Annotated in this window: 20 protein-coding genes; 9 read left to right on the top strand and 11 right to left on the bottom strand. The window is 63.5% G+C overall.

Annotation, left to right across the window (positions count from 1 at the left end; all coding sequences use genetic code 11):
• Positions 1-565 precede the first annotated feature (565 nt).
• Positions 566-1,303 (top strand): LysR substrate-binding domain-containing protein, encoded by a 738-nt coding sequence (locus V5F23_RS16380; RefSeq protein WP_234407904.1) that lies wholly within the window; start codon positions 566-568, stop codon positions 1,301-1,303.
• Positions 1,304-1,377: 74 nt separating this feature from the next.
• Here the strand turns inward: V5F23_RS16380 and V5F23_RS16385 are convergent, their stop codons facing one another.
• Positions 1,378-2,118: an SDR family oxidoreductase gene (locus V5F23_RS16385; protein WP_047738940.1), complete on the bottom strand. Its 741-nt coding sequence runs from the start codon at positions 2,116-2,118 to the stop codon at positions 1,378-1,380.
• Positions 2,119-2,217: 99 nt separating this feature from the next.
• Here V5F23_RS16385 and V5F23_RS16390 point away from each other — a divergent pair, with 99 nt between their 5' ends.
• Positions 2,218-3,177, top strand: a complete 960-nt coding sequence (locus V5F23_RS16390) for a LysR family transcriptional regulator (RefSeq protein WP_047738941.1) — start codon at positions 2,218-2,220, stop codon at positions 3,175-3,177.
• A 114-nt stretch (positions 3,178-3,291) separates the two neighbouring features.
• Here V5F23_RS16390 and glcC read toward each other — a convergent pair whose 3' ends face one another.
• Positions 3,292-4,059 carry a transcriptional regulator GlcC gene (glcC, locus tag V5F23_RS16395; RefSeq protein WP_047738942.1) on the bottom strand — a complete coding sequence of 256 codons (768 nt, stop codon included), beginning with the start codon at positions 4,057-4,059 and terminating at the stop codon, positions 3,292-3,294.
• A 233-nt stretch (positions 4,060-4,292) separates the two neighbouring features.
• Here glcC and glcD point away from each other — a divergent pair, with 233 nt between their 5' ends.
• From glcD to V5F23_RS16415, 4 genes are read left to right on the top strand one after another with little or no spacing between them, the layout of a single operon-like run.
• Positions 4,293-5,792, top strand: coding sequence for a glycolate oxidase subunit GlcD (gene glcD / locus V5F23_RS16400; RefSeq protein WP_042728681.1), 1,500 nt, complete (start codon positions 4,293-4,295; stop codon positions 5,790-5,792).
• Entirely contained in the window at positions 5,792-6,853 is a 1,062-nt protein-coding gene (glcE, locus tag V5F23_RS16405) for a glycolate oxidase subunit GlcE (protein WP_338495631.1), read from the top strand. The genes glcD and glcE overlap by 1 nt, the downstream gene beginning before the upstream one ends.
• A gap of 3 nt (positions 6,854-6,856) precedes the next feature.
• A complete protein-coding gene (glcF, locus tag V5F23_RS16410; RefSeq protein ID WP_338495633.1) occupies positions 6,857-8,074 on the top strand; it encodes a glycolate oxidase subunit GlcF in 1,218 nt (405 codons plus the stop codon).
• Between the two features lie 18 nt (positions 8,075-8,092).
• Positions 8,093-8,494, top strand: a complete 402-nt coding sequence (locus V5F23_RS16415; protein ID WP_338495635.1) for a heme-binding protein — start codon at positions 8,093-8,095, stop codon at positions 8,492-8,494.
• 51 nt (positions 8,495-8,545) lie between these two features.
• On the opposite strand, the gene V5F23_RS16420 is transcribed toward V5F23_RS16415, so the two are convergent.
• The gene (locus V5F23_RS16420; protein ID WP_042728677.1) at positions 8,546-9,310 is read right to left on the bottom strand and encodes an SDR family oxidoreductase; all 765 of its coding nucleotides are present in this window, start codon (positions 9,308-9,310) and stop codon (positions 8,546-8,548) included.
• 211 nt (positions 9,311-9,521) lie between these two features.
• On the opposite strand from V5F23_RS16420, the gene V5F23_RS16425 reads away from it, so the two are divergent.
• The gene (locus V5F23_RS16425) at positions 9,522-10,466 is read left to right on the top strand and encodes a helix-turn-helix domain-containing protein (RefSeq protein ID WP_123578906.1); all 945 of its coding nucleotides are present in this window, start codon (positions 9,522-9,524) and stop codon (positions 10,464-10,466) included.
• A gap of 151 nt (positions 10,467-10,617) precedes the next feature.
• Positions 10,618-11,124, top strand: a complete 507-nt coding sequence (locus tag V5F23_RS16430; protein WP_047738948.1) for a DoxX family protein — start codon at positions 10,618-10,620, stop codon at positions 11,122-11,124.
• Positions 11,125-11,219: 95 nt separating this feature from the next.
• On the opposite strand, the gene V5F23_RS16435 is transcribed toward V5F23_RS16430, so the two are convergent.
• From V5F23_RS16435 to V5F23_RS16460, 6 genes are all read right to left on the bottom strand, one after another.
• The gene (locus tag V5F23_RS16435; protein ID WP_042728674.1) at positions 11,220-11,621 is read right to left on the bottom strand and encodes a biopolymer transporter ExbD; all 402 of its coding nucleotides are present in this window, start codon (positions 11,619-11,621) and stop codon (positions 11,220-11,222) included.
• A gap of 1 nt (position 11,622) precedes the next feature.
• Positions 11,623-12,345, bottom strand: a complete 723-nt coding sequence (locus tag V5F23_RS16440) for a MotA/TolQ/ExbB proton channel family protein (RefSeq protein ID WP_338473618.1) — start codon at positions 12,343-12,345, stop codon at positions 11,623-11,625.
• A gap of 85 nt (positions 12,346-12,430) precedes the next feature.
• Entirely contained in the window at positions 12,431-13,243 is an 813-nt protein-coding gene (locus tag V5F23_RS16445; RefSeq protein ID WP_053143773.1) for an energy transducer TonB, read from the bottom strand.
• Between the two features lie 48 nt (positions 13,244-13,291).
• The gene (locus V5F23_RS16450; protein ID WP_042728671.1) at positions 13,292-14,317 is read right to left on the bottom strand and encodes an ABC transporter substrate-binding protein; all 1,026 of its coding nucleotides are present in this window, start codon (positions 14,315-14,317) and stop codon (positions 13,292-13,294) included.
• A gap of 37 nt (positions 14,318-14,354) precedes the next feature.
• The gene (locus tag V5F23_RS16455) at positions 14,355-15,143 is read right to left on the bottom strand and encodes an ABC transporter ATP-binding protein (RefSeq protein ID WP_042728670.1); all 789 of its coding nucleotides are present in this window, start codon (positions 15,141-15,143) and stop codon (positions 14,355-14,357) included.
• Position 15,144: 1 nt separating this feature from the next.
• Complete coding sequence (locus V5F23_RS16460; RefSeq protein ID WP_047738952.1) at positions 15,145-16,017, bottom strand: ABC transporter permease; 873 nt, start codon at positions 16,015-16,017, stop codon at positions 15,145-15,147.
• A gap of 375 nt (positions 16,018-16,392) precedes the next feature.
• Here V5F23_RS16460 and V5F23_RS16465 point away from each other — a divergent pair, with 375 nt between their 5' ends.
• Entirely contained in the window at positions 16,393-17,481 is a 1,089-nt protein-coding gene (locus V5F23_RS16465; RefSeq protein WP_123578900.1) for an LLM class flavin-dependent oxidoreductase, read from the top strand.
• A 59-nt stretch (positions 17,482-17,540) separates the two neighbouring features.
• Here the strand turns inward: V5F23_RS16465 and V5F23_RS16470 are convergent, their stop codons facing one another.
• On the bottom strand, positions 17,541-18,335 hold the full coding sequence (locus tag V5F23_RS16470; protein ID WP_047738954.1) for a class II aldolase/adducin family protein: 795 nt from the start codon (positions 18,333-18,335) through the stop codon (positions 17,541-17,543).
• Between the two features lie 128 nt (positions 18,336-18,463).
• The gene (locus V5F23_RS16475; protein ID WP_042728666.1) at positions 18,464-19,369 is read right to left on the bottom strand and encodes a LysR family transcriptional regulator; all 906 of its coding nucleotides are present in this window, start codon (positions 19,367-19,369) and stop codon (positions 18,464-18,466) included.
• Positions 19,370-19,390 lie beyond the last annotated feature (21 nt).

The raw sequence follows: 19,390 nt of genomic DNA on the forward strand, positions 1-19,390 counted from the left end.
CCTCTATCGCAAAACATAGAGGTTTTTAACACGCTTGCAACAGGCCTTCCTTTGAGATTAGCGTACGGAAACTTCGCCACTCTCATCCAGGCCCACCAGACTTTGGCGCCAGATATCTAACAACCGCTACCGGGGGACCCGGCGCACCACAACAGAGCAACGACACGCCATTAGAAAGGGACTCTCAATGCTGACTTCATTCAACACTTCCTGACCCCACGGACGTTCCTTTTCGAGTCATACCTTATCGCCCCGCTAACCCCTCTTGGAAGGTGGAGGGAGAAGTCATGCCTCGACATAACGGTACTTCTGATTAGCAGCACGGAACACGCCCCGGCTAAATTAAAACAAGGACTGAACGATGAGCCGATCAATGCCATTATCATCGCTCCATATATTTGTCGAGGTTTGCAAACACAACAGTATGAAAAAAACAGCTGACATACTCTGCGTTACCCCAGGCGCTATCAGTCAACAAATAAAAAGCCTCGAAGACCGAATGTCCGTCAAGCTGTTTGAACGCTCTCACCGAGAGATTAGCCTGACCAGTGCCGGAAGAAACTTGATGGATCAACTCGCCGTGTCTTTCAACAATATCGAAGCTGTCTGGGAAGACTTCGAATCTTTCAGAACCCGTTCCGCCCGACTGTCAGTCAATACCACCCTGTCCTTTGCCAGCGCCTGGCTGATCCCGCGACTCACCCGGTTTCAACAACGTTGGCCCGACATCGAAATCAACTTGTCGACCTCCCATTACCCGGCGGATTTACGCCGCGATGGCATCGACGTGGCCATTCGTCATGGCCAGGGCGTGCATCCGGGCCATCACAGCGAAAAACTGTGGACACCCAAGACCCTGCCCATCGGCAACCCGGCGTTGCTCAAGACAGGCCGACGAATAGAACAACCGGCCGATTGCCTGCACTACCCGCTACTTCAGGACGCCAGCCGCTCGAACTGGAAGCTCTGGCTCAAGGCCCACGGCATCGAAGACAGCCGCTCGCGGCGCGGTAGCAGCTTCACCGATGAACAACTGTTGATTGACGCGGCCATCGCGGGCCAGGGGCTGGCCCTGGTCAGCGACGTCTATGCCCGGCCGGCGATCAAGGCTGGGCATGTGGTACCGGTCTTTGCGGCGTCAACCCATACCGAAATGGCTTACTACCTGATCAGCACGCTGGAACAGGCAGACGATTGGAAGATCAACATTTTCGCCAACTGGATAAAGGCCGAAGTCAGCCTGTTCCTGAAAGTCAGCGAGTCATCCGCACAATCCCGGCAACCCGATTACGCGTGTGACTGACGCGCCGACACGGGACAATCATTCCGTGGTGGTGAGCTGTCAGGACGACAGCTTCTCGAACGCAGGGACCAGGGTCAGACCAGTCGAGCACCGCCATCGACGTTGAGCACGGCACCGTTCATGAACGTGTTGCCCATCAGGAACACCACCGCCTCGCCGGCTTCCGCCGACGTGCCAATGCGCTTAAGCGGCAGCGCCTGCTCCAGGGACGCCACGTAAGCGTCACGACCTTCGCCCAATGCCTTGCTGAAAATCGGTGTGTCAATCGGACCGGGCGACAGCGTGTTGACGCGAATCGGCGCCAACTCCAGGGCCAGGCCCCGCGCCAGCGACTCCATGGCGGCCGAGGCCGCGCCGATGACGGCAGTGCCATGGGCATTAGGCCGATCGGCGAGTGCGCCCGAGATGAAGGTGATCGATCCCGCCTTGGAAAGCCTGTCACCCAGGGCACGGATAGCGTTGATGGACGCCCAGATACGCTCATCGAACGCCCGGCGCAAATGTTCGACGTCAGCGCTCATGATGCTTCCAGTGACGAACGTACCGGCGAGCAGCACCAGGTGATCCACCACTGCGATATCCGCCAGCGCCGCTTCCAGCGCCTCACGGTGGGTCACATCGGCTGCGCGCCATCCATCCAGGCCATGTGCCTGCGCCGCCTGCTCGGCACGGGCCGCATTCGAGCCGATGACCACAACCTTGGCGCCGGCAGCCTTGGCCTGTATCGCGGCGGCCAGGCCGATGCCCGATGTACCGCCGAAGATGACCACGGTGCGGCCGAGAAGATTGGATGCAAGTGCTGGGGTGAGCGTCATGGGAGTCTCCAGTGGAACGCCTGGATGGCGTTCGATGGAGGGAGCATAAGATCGTGAACGTAGATTGATAATTGGGGCGCAAGTCGCTTTACTAGTGCCATGAAGGCACATATTGGACTGGACCGGCTGACCGGCCTCATCGCATTCGCGCGCGCCGCTTCGCTGGGCAGCTACACCGCTGCGGCCCGGGCGCTCTCGGTATCCCCCTCGGCCGTGAGCAAGAGCGTGCAGCGGCTTGAGGAGCACTTCGGCTTGATGCTCTTCACCCGCACCACGCGCTCCCTGACCCTCACACCCGAAGGGCGGGACCTGTACGAGCGGGCGTTGCGAATCCTGCGAGAGGTCGAAGAGATCGACCAGGCCGCGGTCGCCTCCCGCGCCGAGCCTTCAGGTGTGCTGACAGTCACCGCCCCGCTCCCCATCGGCGTGAACATCCTGGCGCCGGCGTTGCCCAGGTTCCGTGAGCAATACCCCAACCTGGCCATCGACCTGCGGCTTGGCGACCCGTATTGCGACATCATCGAGCAAGGGATCGACGTGGCCATTCGCGTCGGCAACCCCAGCGACTCGCGCCTGGTGTCGCGGCCCCTGGGGCCCCATCGAATTGGTGCGTTTGCCTCACCCCACTACCTGGACCGCAATGGCACGCCGACCACCGTCGAGCAACTGGCGCAACACGAGTGCGTGAATTTTCGCTACCAGAGTACCGGGCAGCCTTTGCGCTGGCCCTACCAGGCCGGCGACAAAGTGCTGGAGTGGAGCCCCGACGCCGCATTCACCGTGGATGTCAGCGACGCGGTAGCAGCCATCATGGCAGCGGGAGGCGGCATCGGCATCACGCCGCACTACGTGGCCGCGCCTTATGTTCGCCGAGGTGAACTGGTTCCGATCCTGCCCCAGTTCACCGTGGAGCGCTTTTCCATCACCGCCCTGTGGCCGGAAAGCCGGCGTGGGAGCCCCAACGTAAAAGCCTTCATCGCCTTTGTGCTTGAGTTGTTCCCTGAAACGCCCGCCTGGGATGAGGCGGTGAATCAGGCGGTCGCCGCGCGGCTGGGTTGATCAGGCGGCGGTTGGCTAACTGACGTTCAGGGCATCAGCCGTAAATTGATCGCACGGCTCGCGGTCGAGCCGGATCTCACCTTCGGCGCCAACGCCCGAATGAACAGGGCGGGCTCATGTCCATCCCTCAAGTCGCAACGTGGCACGGACCAGGCGTTGCTCTTCGCTTTCGATTTCCCTGAGGTTGTCGCAGATGCTCTGGATATGCGCGACAGCGGCTTTGCGCGCCTGCTCGGGAAGCCGCCCGGTGACCGCGTTGTAGAGCCTTGCGTGCTGGCGATCGATCTGCCGTTTCTGCGGCTCGCGGTGGTAGAGGTTGTTGACCGAGGCGAACACCGTGCTGAGCAGCAGGTCCGTCAACGAACGCAAGGTCTGCACCAACACCGGATTGTGCGACGCCTCGCAGATCGCCAGGTGAAACGCGTGGTCGAGCCGGGCGTGTTCGGAGGGCTCCAGTGAACGCGCATGGGCATCGAGCAGCGCCTCGTAACTGCGGGTGATCAGGACAAAATCGGCCTCCGTGCCACGCAAGGCGGCCAGGCGGGCGGATTCGCCTTCGAGCAGGCTGCGGACCTCGAACAGGTCGTACAGCGTGCGTGGTTGTGAGCTGAACAGGTGCATCAGCGGCGACGCGACGCTGTTGCCCGACAGGTCGGCGACGAATGAGCCCTTGCCCTGCTCGGTCTCGATGATCCCGCGGGCGCGCAACAGCTTCAGGCCCTCACGCAGCGCGGTGCGCGAGACACCGAGTTTTTCTGTCAGCCGACGCTCCGATGGCAGCAACTGCCCCGTCTTGAGCACGCCGTCCACGATCAAGCGCTCGATACGCTCGCACACCACATCGGCCACTTGAAGCGCGTGACGGCTCCGGGTGTCGTCCATTCAGCCTCCCACTGGTATGACCAGCTAAGCCAGGGATCTCAAGCATGCAGCCTATTCCATTCAACCGATTGTTTTTAGATGGCTTTTCATCTTTCACAAAAAGATGGCCGGGCAAAAACTGGTTCGACCACTCTCGCAAGCCATAGACAGTAGATCGCCTCGGTCCAATCATGCAAGTCAGCTACACCCGGAATCTGACTGCCCATAACAACAACGAGTGTCGTCAGCCGACTATGAACATTCTCTACGATGAACGCGTGGACGGCGTGCTGCCCGAGGTGGATAAAGCCGCGCTGCTGCAAGCCTTGCAGGCGCGCTTGCCGGCGCTTGAGATCCTGCACCAGCGCGAGGAACTCATGCCTTACGAATGCGATGGGCTGTCGGCCTATCGCACCACGCCCCTGCTGGTGGTGCTGCCCCGTCATGTCGACGAAGTCCAAGGGGTGTTAGCGCTGTGTCACGAAAGACGGGTGCCCGTCGTCGCCCGGGGGGCCGGGACCGGTTTGTCGGGCGGCGCCCTGCCGCTGGAAAAAGGCGTGTTGCTGGTCATGGCGCGCTTCAACCATATCCTGCACGTCGACCCGGCCGCCCGCACCGCACGCGTGCAGCCCGGGGTGCGCAACCTGGCGATTTCCCAGGCCGCCGCGCCGTTTGGCCTGTACTACGCGCCGGACCCGTCCTCGCAGATCGCCTGCTCGATCGGCGGCAACGTCGCCGAAAATGCCGGTGGCGTGCATTGCCTCAAATACGGCCTGACCGTGCACAACCTGCTCAAGGTCGAGATCCTCACTGTCGAGGGCGAACGGCTGACCCTGGGCAGTGATGCGCTCGATTCGCCGGGGCTTGACCTGCTGGCGTTGTTCACCGGTTCCGAGGGCATGCTCGGGGTGATCACCGAGGTCACGGTCAAGTTGCTGCCCAAGCCCCAGACCGCGAAGGTCTTGCTGGCGGCGTTCGACTCGGTCGAAAAAGCCGGGCGCGCGGTGGCGGACATCATTGCCGCGGGCATCATCCCCGGTGGCCTGGAGATGATGGACAACCTGGCGATCCGCGCCGCCGAAGACTTCATCCATGCCGGTTACCCGGTGGAAGCCGACGCCATCCTGTTGTGCGAACTCGACGGTGTCGAAGCGGACGTCCACGAGGACTGCGACCGCGTGCGCCAGGTACTGGAACAGGCCGGCGCCACCGAAGTACGCCAGGCCCGCGACGAGGCCGAACGCGTGCGTTTCTGGGCCGGGCGCAAGAACGCGTTTCCGGCCGTGGGCCGTCTCTCGCCGGACTACTACTGCATGGACGGGACGATCCCGCGCCGGGAACTGCCCGGCGTGTTGCAGGCGATTGCCGCGCTGTCGGCCGAATACGGCCTGCGGGTGGCCAACGTGTTCCATGCCGGTGACGGCAACATGCACCCGCTGATCCTGTTCGATGCCAACCAGGCGGGCGAGCTCGATCGCGCCGAAGCCCTGGGGGGCAAGATCCTCGAGTTGTGCGTGAAGGTCGGCGGCAGCATCACCGGTGAGCACGGGGTGGGCCGCGAGAAAATCAACCAGATGTGCGCGCAGTTCAACAGCGACGAATTGACGGTGTTCCATGCCGTCAAGGCCGCCTTCGACCCCACCGGCCTGCTCAACCCTGGCAAGAACATCCCGACGCTGCACCGCTGCGCCGAGTTTGGCGCCATGCACGTGCACCTGGGGCAGTTGCCCTTCCCTGAACTGGAGCGTTTCTGATGCACAGCGCACTCGACAGGGACGCCAGCGACACGTTGCTCGAACAGGTCAACCACGCGCTGGAAAGCGCCACCGCGTTGCGGATCCAGGGCGGCAACAGCAAGGCCTTCCTGGGACGCCCGGTCACGGGTGAACCCTTGGACACCCGCCTGCACCGAGGCATCGTCAGCTATGACCCGACGGAACTGGTGGTGACCGTTCGTTGCGGCACGCCCTTGCAGGTCTTGTCCGAGGTGCTGGACGCTGCGCAGCAAATGTTGCCTTGTGAACCACCGTCGTTCGGCGACGCCACGGTCGGCGGCATGATTGCCAGCGGGCTCTCCGGACCGCGTCGCCCCTGGGCCGGCTCGGTGCGGGATTTCGTCCTCGGCACCCGGGTCATCACCGGCCAGGGCAAGCTGTTGCGCTTCGGCGGCGAAGTCATGAAGAACGTCGCCGGCTACGACCTGTCGCGCCTGATGGCGGGCAGTTTCGGCACCCTTGGGGTGATCACCGAAGTGTCGCTCAAGGTGCTGCCCAAACCTCGGCAAACCTTGAGCATCAGCCTTGAGATGGACAGCCAGCAGGCCTTGCAGCGGCTGGCGCAATGGGGCCAGCAGCCGCTGCCGATCAGCGCCGCCTGTCATGACGGAACGCGGCTGCACCTGCGCCTTGAAGGTGGCGAAGGCTCGGTCAAAGCCGCCCGCGACCGTTTGGGCGGTGAGCGGCTGGACGGTTCATTCTGGCGAAGCCTGAACGAACAGCGCCTGGACTTCTTCAATGAAGAGCATCCGCTGTGGCGCCTGTCCGTACCCCACAACACGCCGTGGCTGCCCTTGCCTGGCAAGCAATTGATCGACTGGGGCGGTGCCCAGCGCTGGCTCAAGTCCGGCGCCGAAGCCGCGTTCATCCGCCAGATCGTCGAAGGCGCCGGCGGCCACGTGACCTGCTACAGCCAGGGCCTGGTCGACAGTCCGTTCCAGCCGTTGCCAAGCGCCCTGCTGCGTTATCACCGCAACCTCAAGCAACAACTCGACCCCCGGGGCATTTTCAACCCCGCACGCCTGTACGCGGAGCTTTGAACCATGCAGACCACCTTGAGTGAAGCGGCTCGCCAACTGCCTCGCGCCGAAGAGGCCGAAAGCATCTTGCGCACGTGCGTGCACTGCGGCTTCTGCAATGCCACCTGTCCCACCTATCAGCTGCTCGGCGACGAACTGGATGGGCCGAGGGGGCGCATCTACCTGATCAAGCAAGTGCTCGAAGGCAACCCGGTCACGGCGAAGACCCAGCAACACCTGGACCGTTGCCTGTCGTGCCGCAACTGCGAAACCACCTGCCCCTCCGGGGTCGACTACCACAACCTGCTGGACATCGGCCGCGCCGTGGTCGACGCGGCGGTGGCACGGCCGCTCGGCCAACGCCTGTTGCGCGAGGGCTTGCGGGCGGCCGTACCCAACCCCGGTGTGTTCAAGGGGCTGGTGGGCGGCGGCCGGGTGTTTCGTCCATGGCTGCCCGACACCTTGCGCGCCAAGGTGCCTCGCCACGTGCCTGCCGCCAAGCCACGACCGGTCAGCCGCCATGCCCGGCAGGTGCTCATGCTCGAAGGCTGTGTGCAACCGAGCCTGTCACCCAATACCAACGCGGCGGCGGCGCGGGTCCTGGATCGCCTGGGGATCAGTGTGACGGCCGTGGGCGAAGCCGGTTGTTGCGGTGCCGTGGATTATCACCTCGACGCCCAGGCCGCGGGCCTGGATCGTGCCCGGCGCAACATCGACGCGTGGTGGCCGAGCATCGAGAACGGTGCCGAAGCCATCGTGCAAACCGCCAGCGGTTGCGGCGCATTCATCAAGGACTACGGGCATTTGCTCGGCCACGACCCGGTCTACGCCGAAAAGGCGAAGGCTGTCAGCGCCCTGGCCAAGGACCTGGTTGAAGTGCTGCGCGAAGAACCACTGCAAACCCTGCGCGTGCACAGCGACCAGCGCCTGGCATTCCACTGCCCGTGCACCTTGCAGCACGCGCAAAAGCTGGGCGGCGCCGTCGAGGCAGTGCTGACGAAGCTCGGCTTCGAGCTCACAGAGGTCCCCGACAGCCACTTGTGTTGCGGCTCGGCGGGGACCTATTCGATTACCCAACCCGAACTGTCGCGACAACTGCGCGACAACAAACTCAATGCCCTGGAAAGCGGGCGCCCCGACGTGATCGTCACCGCCAACATCGGCTGCCAGTCCCATCTCGACGGTGCCGGCCGAACCCCGGTCCGACACTGGATCGAGTGGGTCGAAGCCGCGTTGCCTTAACCCACCCTGGAGCCGCCCATGAAAAGCAAAGCCATACTCGGCCAGAACGAAGTCAGCCGGATCCTCTCGGCCGCCCGCGATGAAGCCAACCGCAATCAGTGGGCCGTCGCCATCGTGATCGTCGATGACGGCGGTCAGCCGCTGGCCCTGGAACGCCTCGATGGCTGTGCGCCCATAGGCGCCTACATCGCCACTGAAAAGGCCCGCACCTCGGCCCTCGGCCGGCGCGAATCCAAAGGTTATGAAGAGATGGTCAACGGTGGACGCCAGGCCTTTTTGTCCGCACCGTTGCTGACGTCACTGGAGGGCGGCGTCCCGATCATTGTCGACGGCCACGTGATCGGCGCCGTCGGCGTGTCCGGGGTCAAGGCCGAACAGGACGCCCAGGTCGCCAAGGCCGGCGCGCAGTGCCTGGGTTGAAGGGCACGCGACCCGCCTCGAGGGACCATTACCGGGCGTCCACCGGAGCGATCAACCCGCAGTGACGGTCATTCCCCCGTCAACCATGACCACCGAACCCACCATGAAACTCGCGCGGCCGGATGCGAGAAACGCGACGACTTCGGCGATTTCCTCGGGCTGCGCGGCACGCCCGATGGGGGCGGCTTCGCCGTGCCGGGCCAGGAAACCCGGACCGTCGTCGACCACTTCATCAAGGATGTGGGTGACCACGTCACCGACGCCAATGGCATTGACGCGAATGCCATGCTCGATCACTTCCAGCGCCAGTGTGCGGGTCAGTTGGGCCAACGCCCCTTTTGACGCGGTGTAGGCGGCAATGGTGGGAAAGGCAAAATAGGCGGCATAGGACGCGATGTTGACGATGGCCCCGGCGCGGTTGGGCATCATCGCCTTGACCGCTTCGCGGCAATGCAGGAACGCCGCAGTGGCGTTGACGGCCTGGATGCGCTCCCAATCGTCGCGGGTCATGTCGATGACCAATTTGTTGATGATGATGCCGGCGTTGTTGACCAGTATGTCCAGCCGCCCGAACTGCTCGACGGCCAGGCCGACCGCGCGCTCCGCGGCGCCGTCTTCGGTGATGTCGGCCACCAGGGGCACCAGCCCGGGACGGGCGAGGTCTTCGACGGCGGGGTTGCGGTCCTCGGCCACGACCTTGGCACCACGCCCATGCAGCAACAATGCAATCGCCTTGCCGATGCCGCTGGCGGCGCCGGTGACCAGCGCGACTTTGCCTTCGACTTCGTGGGGTAGACCGTGCTTGATATCCGTCATGATGTTCTCCTGCGTTGCGAGCCGGTGAGGTATTCGCCGGCTCGGCGCCCGTGGGGCGCTGTCGTGATCGACGGTTTCACTGTCTCGCAACCGGGCGCGCCGGGCTTTCGCAGGCTTGCCTGCGCTGTCGGGGTTTTGCGCTGGCGTGAATGCCTGGCTCGGCGTCTTCTGCGTTACCCTGTCGACGCCCGCCCTCTCTGAGGGTTTGTCGATGGAGCCTGCCGTGCACCCGCCTGAACATGATGACCTGGCCGCCCGTGATACGCCGCGCATCCCGGCCGAATCGATGCCGCAGCACCTGCCGGGCCCCCCGCAGGCGTTGCCTTCGCACCCGCAACTGCAGGACGTGGTAGTGCAGTTGTTCAGCCATCACAGCGTTGTCGAGCCGATACGGGTGCCGGCCGTGGTAGAGCCGCTGCTGGTGCTGGTCCTGGTCGGCCGGGCCAAGGTCGAGGAACGCGCCCTCGACGGGGCGTGGGAAGCCGCCGAGGTCGAGGCTGGCGACTTCTTCCTCACCCACACCCACGAACCCTACGAGATGCGCTGGCAAACCATCGACTGTGACGCCTTCGAGGTGATGCACCTGTACCTCGGTCTGCCACTGATCGACCAGGCTGCCCGTGACCTGCTGGGCGAGCATTGCGCACCAGTGAGCTTTGCCGACCTCTCCGGAGCACGGGACGAACGCGTGAGCTTCATCCTCGATCAGTTGCGCGTCGAACTCATCGAGGAACGCCAACCCAGCCCGCTGTTCGTGCACGGTCTGGCCCAGGCCCTGGCCGTGCACCTGATCCGTCGCTACAGCGCCGCGCACAGCGGCCAGCGACGCCACAATGGGTTGCAGGCCTACAAGTTGCGCCGCGTCCTCACGGCGATGAACGCGTGCCTGGCCGATGACTTCCACCTTGCACACCTGGCCCGGATCGCCGACTTGAGCGAGTACCACTTCAGCCGGGTGTTCAAGCGGGCCACGGGGTTGTCGCCTTCGCAGTATTTCATCCGGCTGCGGATGAGTCGTGCCCGCCATCTGCTGCTCGAGACCGATCGCAGCATCATCGACATCGGGCTGGAGGTGGGTTATTCCAGCGCCAGCCATTTCTCCCAGGTGTTCCGTCGAGAAGTGGGCATCACGCCCAGCGCCTACCGCCAGGCGTGATCGGTATATGGGACGCATGCCGGTCTCTGCATGGGCCGATTGTTCTTCGCTGTTGAATACACATGGCAATCGCACAGGGTTTATCGCCTGGGCCCAAACCGTAAAGATGCTTGCCAGCCCCTGTCACCCGCCGCCGCGCGAAGGACCTGCCATGCACCTTGCAAACCCAACGCTACGCGCCGCCCTGGCCGCCCTCAACGCCCGGGCCCTGCGCTTGGAACCGTACCTGTACGCCATGCTGCGAACTGTCTTCGCGCTCGTGCTGTTCACCCACGGACTGCCCAAGGCCCTGGGCACGGCCCACGGCTCGATGGCCGACCCGATGGCCGCATCGATCAACCTGATCCAGAACGTGATGGGATTGCCGTTCGCCACACAGTTGGCGGTTCTGGTCATGCTGCTGGAAACAGTGGGCGCCGTCATGCTGGCGATCGGTCTGGCCACCCGCGGGGTCGCGCTGCTGATCGCCGTTCAGATGCTTGCCATCAGTTACGCGCTCGGGCCGACCTGGCCCTGGATAGACCGGGGCATTGAGTTTCCCGTGTTGATGGGATGCCTTGCACTCTACCTCGTGGCGCGCGGCGGCGGAGCGTACTCAGCGGATGCCCACCTGCTGCGGGTTACAATCGGGCCTTCTTGGTCAAGGAAGATTCCTTGACCCACCCCATCACCACACCCGACGCCGTTCTATCCCATGACCCTATCGAGGCTCCGGGATATGCGGCGACGAAGTAGCGCCAGATGCGCGCGCCCCTACTTCGCGGTAATCACCGACAGCTTGGTGATCCCCGCCCGTTCGATCGAAGCCATCGCCCGTGCTACTTCACCGTAGTTCACCCCGTTGTCCGCCTGCAATTGCACGCGCACCTCGGGGTTCTTCGCCTTGGCCGCCTGCAGGTTGGTTTCGAGCAGATCCGCCTGGATTTCATCCTTGTCGATGAACACCTTGCCTTTGTCATCGATGCTCACCACCAGCGGGTCTTTCTGCTCCACCGGCGCCACCGACTCGGTCTTGGGCAGGTTGATCGGGATCGCGTTGGTCAGCAGCGGCGCGGTGACGATGAACACCACCAGCAGCACCAGCATGACGTCCACCAAGGGTGTGACGTTGATCTCGCTGAGCACTTCATCGCTGTCTTGTGTGGAGAAGGCCATGTCAGGAGGCCTCCTTGACAGCTTGGCCGGCGACGGTCGCCCCGGACTTGTTCAGCACCGGGTGCAGCAGCACTCGGAACGCGTGTTTTTGCGCCAGGCTGTAGAAGTCGTGGGCGAAATCATCGAGGTCGGCGGCGGCCAGCTTCAGGCGACGCAGCAAGTAGTTGTAGACCAGCACCGCCGGCACCGCGACGGCGATCCCCACACCCGTGGCAACCAGCGCCGCGCCGATCGGGCCGGCGACGGTTTCAAGGCTTGCCGAGCCCGCTGCGCTGATGCCTTTCAAGGCCGACATGATCCCCCAGACGGTGCCGAACAGGCCGATGAAGGGCGAGGTGCTGCCGACACTGGCGAGAATCGCCAGCCCGGATTCCAGCGAGCGCCGCTCTCGCACGATCTGCTGGCGCAGGGCCCTTTCGAGCCGGTCCTGATGGTTGATCGACTGACTGAGGTCGGCATTGGCCGGGTCATTGACCTGGATCGCCGCATAACCGGCCAACGCGACACGGGCGGCGGCACCGGGCTGGCTGTGGGCAAGCTCGGCGGCGGAGTCCAGGCTCGACGCTGCCCAGAAACGCTTGTGGAAGGTTCGATCCTGCCTCTTGAGACGGGTGAACTGCACGCCCTTGAACAGGGCGAGCCCCCAGGTCACGACGGAAAAAAGGATCAACAGCCAGATGACGGCGTGTTCGGTGGATTCGAAGGGGGATGCAATCAGGTTCATGCTCGGGTTCTCCAACAAGACAATGGATCGGTTTTAGCGATGCGCCTTTTGCCAGGTGGCCCGCGGTGTACGTGGTTAACTCGGGTTACTTGATCTTGAAATCGATGGGCACGCTGACCCAGCCGTCCTGGGGCACATCGCCCTGCTTGGCCGGAACAAAACTCCAGCCCTTGACCGCCGCCAACGCGGCAGCATCGAGCGGCTCGCGACCGCTGCTCTTCTGGATCTGGATTTCGCCGGGCTTGCCGTTGGCCAGCACATGCACGCGCAACAGCACCGTGCCTTCCCAGCCGCGACGCATCGCCAGCGAGGGATACTGCGGCGCCGGATTCTTCAGGTAACCGGCGCTGGCGGATGCCGGGGTCACCGGGGTCGGTGCCGGGGGAGCCGGCGGCGCGGGGGCGGCGACCGTGGGTGCTGGCGCAACGGGTGGCGGTGTGGGCGCCACGGGCTTGGCCACCGGTTTGGGCAGCGGCTTGACCACCGGTTTAGGCTTGGGCAAAGGTTTGGGCGGCGGTGGCTTCACAGCCAACTCATCCTCCACCGGCGGCGGAGGCTCGACCACTGGCGGTGGCAACGGCGCGGGCGGTGGCGGCACCACCACCGGGGGGGCCGGCTGCGAGAACTCGATCGTCATCGGTGGAATCTGCGGGGGCACCACGGGCAGCACGGTCGAGGGCGCCTGCCTGACCCAGATAATCACCGCGCCATGCAGGACCAGCGCAAACACGCCCAGCAAGACCCCTTCGCGACGACTCAAGACTCGCTTGGGCGTGCTGTGCAGGCGCGACAACCCCAAGGGTTCGCGCAAGACCCGGCCAAGCTCGAGCAACTCGCCGCGGGGTGCCGGGCGCCTGAACACCTCCAGGGCACTTGCAGCACTCTGTACGTTGCCCATTCATTGACTCCTGTGAAGATTCAAATCGAACACGTGCCTGGCCCCGGACTAACGCGCCGGCTCCGACTGCGACACGGTCAAAGGCTTGAGGGAAAACACCTGGTCATCCGTCAGCGCCTGGACATCGACACGGTGAGGGAAGATGTTTTTTTCCACGAACAGGTCATCGACTTGCTGCAAGGCCTGGACATCCTGGGGTTCGAGCGGCAACAGCGCTTCATCCCCCCAACTGCGCAGGCGTCGCGAAACCTCCAGGGGAATGTCGTTGACCTTGGCAAAGACTTGGGCGTACTCGTCGGGATGTTCCCGGGCCCAGTCGAAGGCCTTGGCGAAACGCTGTAATACGTCACTCAGCGCCTTGCGCTTGCGGGGGTCGGCCAGGACCTCGTCGGAGGCGGTGATGAAGGTCAGGCCGGTGTTGATGCCCTCGCCGCTGATCAGCACCCGGGCGCCCTGCTGCTCGGCAAACGCCTGGTAGATGCCGAAGGTGGCCCAGGCTTCGATCTGGCCAGCGTTGAAGGCGGACAAGGCATCGGTCGGCAGGACAAACCCGACCTTGACGTCCTTCTCATCGACACCTGCATTGGCCAGCGCGCGAATCAGCAGGTATTGGGCAATGCTGCCACGGGCAGACGACACCACGACGTTCCGGCCTTTCAGATCGGCAACGGTGCGAATATCCGAATCAGCTGGAACCAGGATGGCGATGCCCCTCGACTGACTGCGCCGGACCGCGACGATCCGCAGTGGCGTGCCTCCGGTCGCGGCGGCGAGCACCGGTGTATCACCGGCCGGAGCCAGATCGACGGCACCGGCGCGCAGGGCTTCGAACAAGGGCGCGGCGCCCTGGAAGTTTGCCCACTGCACTTTATAGTCGATGCCCTCCAGGGCATTCGCCGCCTCGACCACGGTGCGCAAGCCCTTGGCTTGATCGCCCAGCATCAGGGTCACGCCGGACAGGTCCGTCGGTGCGGCGGATATGGATCGGGTCTCGACGGCGTCACCGCAACCGCCGAGCAGTAACGCAACGCCAGACAGCAACGCCATCGCCGATCGGCGGGCACGAATCGCCATGACAGAACACTCCGGGATCAATGAATGGAACGCTGCATCAACCATGGGCAAACCGCCGGACCGTACCCTGGCTCAGAGGACGCTCCGCCACGGCCACGGTGTCCACTTCGACACCCAGCAAGCCCAGCAGGCGCGCACGAATGTCCTGGAACCCGGCCTGGCCGGTGTCGCGTGCCCGCGGCAGGTCGATCGACAGTTGCTCGGCGATCTTGCCGTTGGCCAAGACGATGACCCGGTCGGCCAGCAGGATGGCTTCGTCCACATCGTGGGTTACCAGCAACACCGCCGGCTTGTGCTTGCGCCACAACTCGATGATCAGCCGATGCATGCGAATCCGGGTCAGGGCGTCGAGGGCCGCGAACGGTTCGTCCAACAACAGCAACTGGGGTTCGCGGACCAACCCGCGTGCCAGTGCCACCCTTTGCGCTTCACCGCCGGAGAGCGTCGCCGGATAGGCCTCCAGGCGATGGGCCAGGCCGACTTCCGTCAAGGCCTGCACCGCACGCGCCTTCGAATCCGGGGCGTGCAGACCGAGAATCACGTTCTTCCAGGCGCGCTTCCACGGCATCAGTCGCGGCTCCTGGAACACCGCGGCCCGCGCCTTCGGTACCCGCAGTTGGCCGCTGTCGATGCTGTCGAGCCCAGCCAGGCTGCGCAGCAAGGTGGTCTTGCCGGAACCGCTGGCGCCGAGCAGCGCGACGAACTCCCCCGGAGCGATGTCCAGGTCCAGGCCGTCGATGACCCGCTGCTGGCCGAACTGGCGCACCACATTGCGCAATTGCACCGGCACTTGCGGCTGCGTTTTTTCTACCGTGATGGTCGTCATGTCAGTTCCTCACAAAAGATGGGCGCCAGGCCAAAGCGAAGCGTTCGAGGGTGCGGATCAGCCCATCGATCAGCAGACCCAGCACGCTGTAGATCAGCAGGCAGATGACGATCACGTCGGTGCGCATGAAGTCCCGCGCATCACTGGCCAGAAAACCGATGCCGGCGGTGGTGTTGATCTGCTCGACAAACACCAGGGCCAGCCAGGAGATACCCAGGGAGTAGCGCAGGCCGACGAAAAACGAGGGCAAGGAACCCGGCAGGATCACGTGCCAGATCAGCTCGCGACGATTCAGGCCCAGGGTATTGGCGGCCTCGATCAACTTGGGGTCGATGTTGCGGATGCCGGCAAACAGGTTCAGGTACACCGGAAACGTCGTGCCGATGACGATCAGGGCGATCTTGGTGAACTCGCCGATGCCGAACCAGAGAATGAACAGCGGCACCATGGCCAGCGAAGGAATGGTGCGCAGCATCTGCATCGGCGAATCGAGGACCACTTCGCCGCGCTTGGACAGGCCGCTGATCAGCGCCGCGACCACGCCGATCGACACACCGATGCTCAGCCCCATGAGGGCCCGTTGCAGCGAGACCCACAAGTGCCTGCCCAACTCGCCCGAGGCGATCATGCTCCACAGCGTGCCGCCGATCTGCGAGGGGGCGGCGATGATTCGCGGTGGAATCAGGCCCCAGCGCGACGCCAGCTCCCAAAGCAGCAGCAACACAATCGGGCTGACCAACCGCAACAACGCTTCGGGTGTACGCCAGCGGCGCAAGCCCACCGGCAGCCACCCCGCGACACCCTTCCCTGACGGGTGCAACCCCTTGACGGAAAACGCGCTGGCGCCCTGTGTCTCTAATGTCTTGTCGCCCATAGGCTTCCCTCCTCCATCGACATGGTCAATCGCGCCATGCATCCACTTTGGATTCATGCTATTCGCATAAAAAATGTCAGTGAAATTCTTTTTGGGAATAACCTAATATGATTAGAAATCAGCCACTCAAGCCGTTAGATAAATATTTTGCATAATAAAAACCCACAGGCCGCGCCGTTCGCGGCGCACGGACATCCACCCACAAAATGCATAGAACTGATACACAAGCTAAATATTGATCAATATTTTTTATAATTAACATAGAACAAATCGGCATTTCACAGCACTTCCCGGCTGCGACTACCTTTTTGTCACGGACCGACCCCTTGCCCGGTGGAGGCTTCAAACACCCCATTCATTGAAAGGACCCCCACCATGAGTATTGAATTCATCGGCTTCATCGGCGGCCACCACGCCTCGGAAATCCACCCGCGCAGCGGCCCCGTGCTGCAGCCCGCGTATGTGGAGAAAGTGGCCCGCGCCCACGAGGAGGCCGGTTTCGACCGGGCTCTTATCGCGTTCCACTCCAACAGCCCGGACAGCACGCTGATCGCGTCCCATGCCGCCAGCGTGACGACGCGACTGAAGTTCCTCATCGCCCATCGCCCAGGGTTCGCCGCGCCCACCTTGGCAGCGCGCCAGTTCACTACCCTGGATGTGTTCAACGGCGGACGCACCGCCGTGCACATCATTACCGGCGGCGATGATCGCGAATTGCGTGCTGACGGCAGCCATATCGGCAAGGACGAGCGTTATGCGCGCACCGACGAGTACCTTGATGTGCTGCGCCAGGAATGGACCCGCGAGACGCCCTTCGATTACCAAGGCACGTACTACCAGGTCGAGGGCGCGCATTCCGACGTGAAGTCGCCACAGCAGCCGCATATCCCGTTGTACTTCGGCGGCTCATCGGCGGCCGCCATTGCCGTGGCCGGCAAGCACGCGGATGTCTATGCGCTGTGGGGCGAAACCTACGAACAGGTGCGCGAGGTGGTGAACCAAGTGCGCGCCGAAGCGGCCCGGCATGGTCGCAGCATTCGTTTCAGCCTGTCGTTGCGGCCAATTCTGGCGGACACCGAGGACCAGGCCTGGGCACGCGCCGAACGCATTCTGCAAGAGGCAGGCGCACTGGCCGAGCGCAATGGGTTCGTGCGTCGCGAGCCACCCAATGAAGGCTCGCGACGCCTGCTGGCAGCGGCAGCCCAGGGCTCGCGCCTGGACAAGCGGCTGTGGACCGGCATCGCCGGCCTGCTCGGCGCGCAAGGCAATTCGACCGCCCTGGTGGGCACCGCCGAACAGGTGGCCGAAGCCCTGCTCGATTACTACGACCTGGGCATCACCACCTTCCTGATTCGCGGCTTCGACCCGCTCGAGGACGCCATCGATTATGGCAAGCGCCTGATCCCGCTGACCCGCCAATTGATCGCCGATCGCGAACGCCAGGCGGCTGAAAAGGTCGCTTGAAACACGCGCCCCCCGAAAAGCCACGGGCAGGCTGCTGAGCAGCCTGCCCGTGCGATCACTCAATCCTTATAGTCGACGTCGGTCCTTTCCAACTGCCGGATGAGCGCGTTCCAGTGCCGCGCGACACCCGGCCCGTCACCGCGCTTGAATGCTTCGGCCTGTGCCTCGACCTTGGCCACCACCTCGGCCGGAGGAAAGATCAGCTCGGCATTGCCCGCCGCCTGGGCCGCGATCTGGATGTTGCAGGCACGCTCCAGGCTTTGCAGCTGCTGGAAGGCATGCTCGACGCTGACACCCGCGGTCAATAGCCCGTGGTTGCGCAGGATCAGCACACTCTTGTCGCCCAGGTCCGCCACCAGTCGCTCGCGCTCGTCCAGGTCCAGCGCAATGCCCTCGTAACCGTGGTAAGCCACGCGCCCGGAAAAAGCGATCGAATGCTGCGAGATCGGCAACAGGCCATCGCGCTGGGCGGAAACGGCAATGCCGTCGCGGGTGTGGGTGTGCAGCACCGCTTGAAGGTCGGGACGGGCGCCATGAATCGCACTGTGGATCACGTACCCGGCGTAGTTGATGCCCAGGCCCGTCGGGTCGTCGACCAGGGTTCCGTCAATGTCGACCTTGACCAGATTGGAAGCGGTGATTTCGTCGAACAGCAACCCGAAGGCGTTGATCAGGAAATGCTCGTCAGGCCCCGGCACCCGCGCGGAAAAATGCGTGTAGATGTGGTCGGTCCACTTGAACAGGGCCGCCAGCCGGTAGGCGGCGGCCAGTTTGACACGCACTTCCCACTCTTCGGGACTGACGCGTTGGCGAACATGTTTCGAGACGCTGGATAGCGGGCTGACGCTGCTCATGGCAAGACTTCCTGGATGGCCTTAAGGATCTCCAGCAAGCCTAGGGGAAGGCCAAAAATAATAAAAAGCACATTTTAATCTAAGCTAATTATCATTTTTTTTTATTATATACAGCCTCCCCGCCAGCGTTACGCAGCGCTCTTGATCTTCTGCAACGATCCGGCGACCAGCTTGCCGAAGGCTTCCACCGGCCCTTGCAGGTTGCCGAGAAAATGCGGATAGATCAGCCACAGGTCCATCACCGGTTTGAAGTCCTTGAGTGGCATGGCCGCCAGTTGATCGAGATGGACACTGCGTTCCAACAGCGGGCGCGGCACCAGGCCAAGGCCCAGGCCATCGGCGACCAGGCCCAGTTGCAACTCGGTACCGAAGGTTTCCAGGTTGACCCGCAGGGCCAGCCCTTGGTCGGACAACGTGCGTTGCAGCCCGGCGCGGAAACCGCAGCCGTCCGGGTTGAGAATCCAGCCGTTCTGGTAGACGTCCGCCAGCTTGCTGGGGCGCTTGGGCAATTGCGCCTTCGCGCACACCACCACCAACTCCATCTTGCCGATCGACTCGCCAATGATGTTGTCGGGAAAAATTTTGCCGGCGGGAAACAACGCCGCCGCGGCGTCCAGCTCGCCGCGTTCGATCTTGCCGACCAACTGGCTGCCCCAACCCGTCGCCACCTGCGCACGCAGTTCCGGATACGCGACGCGCAGATGCTTGAGCGCATCGAGCAGCACCACGTCGCCGATCGTTTGCGGAACGCCCAGGCGCAACAAACCGGTAGGCGGCGCATCGGTGGCGACCAGCTCGCGCAAGGCATCCATCTCCCGCAGGATCAGGCGACACTGCTCGTAGACTCGCGTGCCGATCAGGGTCGGCTTGAGCGGCTTGGTGTTGCGGTCGAACAACTCCACCCCCAGGGCCTGCTCGAAGTTCTGCACGCGCCGTGTGATCGCCGGTTGCGTGAGTTGCAACGTCTCGGCGGCATGGCTGATGGACTGACAGCGAATCACTTCGACGAAGGCGTCGATATCATCAATTTTCATTTGGCCCGCACATGGAACACA

Origin of the sequence: Pseudomonas sp. WP18, assembly GCF_036689585.1 — a bacterium.
In the GTDB taxonomy this organism is placed as follows: Bacteria; Pseudomonadota; Gammaproteobacteria; order Pseudomonadales; family Pseudomonadaceae; genus Aquipseudomonas; species Aquipseudomonas chlororaphis_E.